Genomic DNA, 3,593 nt, shown 5'->3' on the forward strand with positions numbered 1-3,593 from the left:
CTGCCATGGTTCCTCCTAGAGGGTCGGATGTCCGCAGCCTCCGTGTTGAGGCCGCTTCTCATGGCGCCCACTATGGGATCGACCCGTACCGTTGTGAAGGAATAATGAAGTTTGTTTTTTATTGCAAGGCACCTAGAGCGAAACCAAACCGGGAATAAGATGCTTCATCAGGACGTATTACAAAGGAGCAACCCCGTAATCAGCGCCTTCTGAACCCGTTTGAACGCATCTAAACCTCTCTCAGCCCCATCTGAACCTTTTTGAACTACCAACGCCTCCCCTTGGGAGCGGTATCATACAAACGTGATGTGACGCTCGGAGAACCAAGGGAGAGTAGATCGCTTTGGAAGTAGTTTTCTACGTGTACACGATACTCGTCATGCTTGTCTGCATAGCCGCCAGCACAATCACGATTTCCGCCTACCTTATCTCACGAAACCGCGCGCACCTATTTGCCGTGTTCTTCTTTTTGTTCTACTTCTTCGATCTCGCGCTTATTTTCCAAAGCGAGTATCTAAACCATGGCACACTGATTCCTCTTAATTTGTATTACGAAATAGACCAGCCCATGCTCAAGACCATTTTCGCCGTGGGCATTCTGGAATCGATCTGGCTTATTGTGTGTGATCACTTGAACAAGGAGAGCATCGCACTCAAGATTGGTCCGGCAATGGTGTTCGTCGTCGTCAGCTTTCTCGTCGTTGCGCTCATGCCCGAAGGCGATTGGAGGCAATGGTGTTTTTACAGCCTTCGCGAAGCGTTCTTCATATGGTGTCTCGGATATTCCTTCATCCAGTACAAACATACCAAAAACGCCGTCGAGCACGCTCGGCTACGCAGGTACAAACCGCTGTTCCTTGCAACGATCGTGCTGGTAACGTGCATTGTCATCGAGAATACCTGCCTCATTCTTATCTGGAAGCCAACGGGTGACATCGCCTCTTCCTTGCTACCCCTGTACCTGTCGGAGCGTAACTTTTCGGAGAACACCTTGGTGCTCGCATACGCCTTTTTCGCCCTGCGCGCGGGAATTTTAATCCTTCACCTGCGGGCAAAAGAGCCGCCAACGCCCGACAGCCCCGCGTCTCAAAGGCACATAGAAAGCGTTTTTCCCCAGTATGCCGAACAACACAAACTCACGCCGCGTGAACGCGACATTCTCAGGCTTACGTTGTTGGGAAAGGATTACCAAAACATCGCCAGCGAGCTGCAGCTCGCCATAGGCACGGTGAAATCCCATACGCACAATATTCTGAAGAAGACCAGTCAGGCCAGCCGCCAGGAACTCATGCAGGATTTCTGGAAGGATTAGAGCAGCACGCAAGAGCGCCCCGCCAAGACAGAAATCTGGACGGGGCGCTTCATTGGGCAGGGGGTAAGCTACTTGCCAGCAGGCTCCTGCTGGGTGATGCAGTGGATGTTGCCGCCGCCGAAGACCACCTGGTCGGTCTTCACGCCCACGGCCTTGTACACACCCTCGCCCCAGGCAGCGTCGAAGGCGGCCTGGATCTGCTCGATGGCCAGCGCGTCGTTCTCGTCGCCGTACTGCGGCACGATGACGCCCCCGTTGACAATGAGGAAGTTCATGTAGGAGGCGATCAGCGGCTCGTCGGCCACGCGGGGCTCGGCGTTCTCGTCGATGTCGATGGAATCGCACGACGCCTGGTCCATGTACAGCGGCTTCACCGGCATGACAAGTTTGGTCACCTCGAGCTTGCGACCCTTGGCGTCAACGGCATTGGAAAGCGTCTCGTAGGCGGCATGGCACTCGTGGTAGAACGGGTAGTCCGGATCGTCAGACCAGATACAGAGCATCTTGCCGGGAGCCACGTAGCAGGCCACGTCGTCGATGTGCCCGTTCGTTTCCTCAGGATCGATGCCGTCCTTCACCCAGATGACCTTTTCGCAGCCTAGGTAGTTCTTCAGGCCCTCGTCCATGTAGGCGCGCAGCTCCTCAGACCATGCCTCGTGATCGGTGACGGAGGCGTTGCGGCCGGGGTCGAGCAGGCACATGTCGGTGGTCACGACCGTGCCCTCGCCGTCAACGTGGATAGAGCCACCCTCGATGATGAGGCTTTCGGGGCGATAGCGACGACAACCGCTCATCTCGGCCATCTTCAGCGCGATCTGCTCGTCTTTGTCCCACGGGAAGTACAGGCCGTTCTCGAAGCCACCGTAGGCGTTGAAGTGCCAGTGCACGGCGCGCTTCTCGCCGGCGTCGTTCACAACCCACGTAGCGCCCGTGTCGCGCACCCACGCGTCGTCAGTGGTCATCTCGATGACAGTGACGTTCTCATCGTCCTCGAAGAGAGCTTGAGCGTTGGCGTAGTCGACCTGGTTCACGCACATGGTAACGGGCTGGAACTGCGCAATGGCGCGTGCCACCTCGGCGTACTGCTTCTGGGCAGGCTTTGCGCCCCATGCCCACGTGTCGGTGCGGTGCGGCCATGCCATCCAGATGCGGGTCTGCGGCTCGAACTCGCCGGGCATGCGGAAACCGTCGGCCTTCGGGGTGGACTCGCTCTCAAAAATCGTCTTCATAGTGCATCCTTTCTCACATTAAAGGCATTCTATGCGAAACACGATGGATGATGCACGCGGCAAGGTTTCAACCTATCCGCGTTTTCCCTACAAGTACCTCGTTGCGGGTCCGCCCGGCACCGGCAACCAAGGCAGCAGCGCCGGGCGAGATGCAACGAGAAAAGCTACGAGACGGCCGGCTCTTTCTCAGGAACCGTCTCGCCTTCGCCGACACCCTCGTCAGCCCCCTCGGTCTCGGCCGCCTCTTCCGCAGCCTCTTCAGCCAAACGCTCAGCAGCCAAAGCCGGCGTCAGGCCCTTGAACTCGGTCTTGCGACCGCGAGCGGAGAACACGCGGATGATCTCGCCCAGCACCACGAACACCAGCACGCCGACGAGCATGGGGATCTTAGACAGCTCCTCTTCCGAGCCATTGAGCGGCACGATGGTGGCGATGATGGACAGCACAAGCTCGATGGCAGGAATAGCCAGCACCACCAGCATGAACTTGCCCTTGAAGGGGAACTTGAACACACGCGCCCGGTTGGGATCGACCCTGCGCAGCTTTAGGAACGCCGGGAACATGGGAATGTAGCTGATGAGCAGGAACACCACGTTCATAGAGAACAGCATCCAGAAAATACCGTCGGAAATGGCCGGGATAGGAATGAGCTGCAGCATGAGCGCAAGCGACGCCACGACACCGTTCACGATGGCCGCACCCGTAGGCATGCCGGTCTTCTTGCTTTCACGGGCGAACACCTTGGGCATGTTGCCATGCTTGGCAGCATAGTCGGCCACATAGTTCACGCCGAAGGACCAAGACGCCATGTTCGCGAACAGCGTGACCAAAAAGACGATGCAGATGAGCATGAAGATCGGGGACGCCTCGCCCACCATGGTCATCACGGCGTAGATCATGCCGAAGTCCGGGTCGATCTGGTCGGCCGGAATAGCCGCGCCGATGCCGAACGAGCAGAACAGGTAGATGGCGCCGATGGCCAGGCCGCCCAGCACGATGGCCTTGGGAATGTCGCGCGAGGGGTTCTTCATGGCGCCGGCGAACGTGCAGAT

At 57.6% G+C, this 3,593-nt stretch carries 3 protein-coding genes; 1 reads left to right on the forward strand and 2 read right to left on the reverse strand.

Annotated elements, in window-relative coordinates; genetic code table 11:
• Positions 1-457: 457 nt before the first annotated feature.
• Positions 458-1,312, forward strand: coding sequence for a LuxR C-terminal-related transcriptional regulator (locus tag RR842_RS12850; RefSeq protein ID WP_332522237.1), 855 nt, complete (start codon positions 458-460; stop codon positions 1,310-1,312).
• Between the two features lie 68 nt (positions 1,313-1,380).
• Here RR842_RS12850 and aguA read toward each other — a convergent pair whose 3' ends face one another.
• A complete protein-coding gene (aguA, locus tag RR842_RS12855; protein ID WP_332514768.1) occupies positions 1,381-2,541 on the reverse strand; it encodes an agmatine deiminase in 1,161 nt (386 codons plus the stop codon).
• 164 nt (positions 2,542-2,705) lie between these two features.
• A partial coding sequence (locus RR842_RS12860; protein ID WP_332730009.1) for an APC family permease occupies positions 2,706-3,593 on the reverse strand: 888 nt, incomplete at its 5' end.

This window comes from Gordonibacter sp. (genome assembly GCF_036667095.1).
Lineage (GTDB): Bacteria > Actinomycetota > Coriobacteriia > Coriobacteriales > Eggerthellaceae > Gordonibacter.

What these genes read in the sequence shown, in the direction of transcription:
- aguA (WP_332514768.1), bottom strand. Translation starts at nt 2,541, where the DNA reads ATGAAGACGATTTTTGAGAGCGAGTCCACCCCGAAGGCCGACGGTTTC.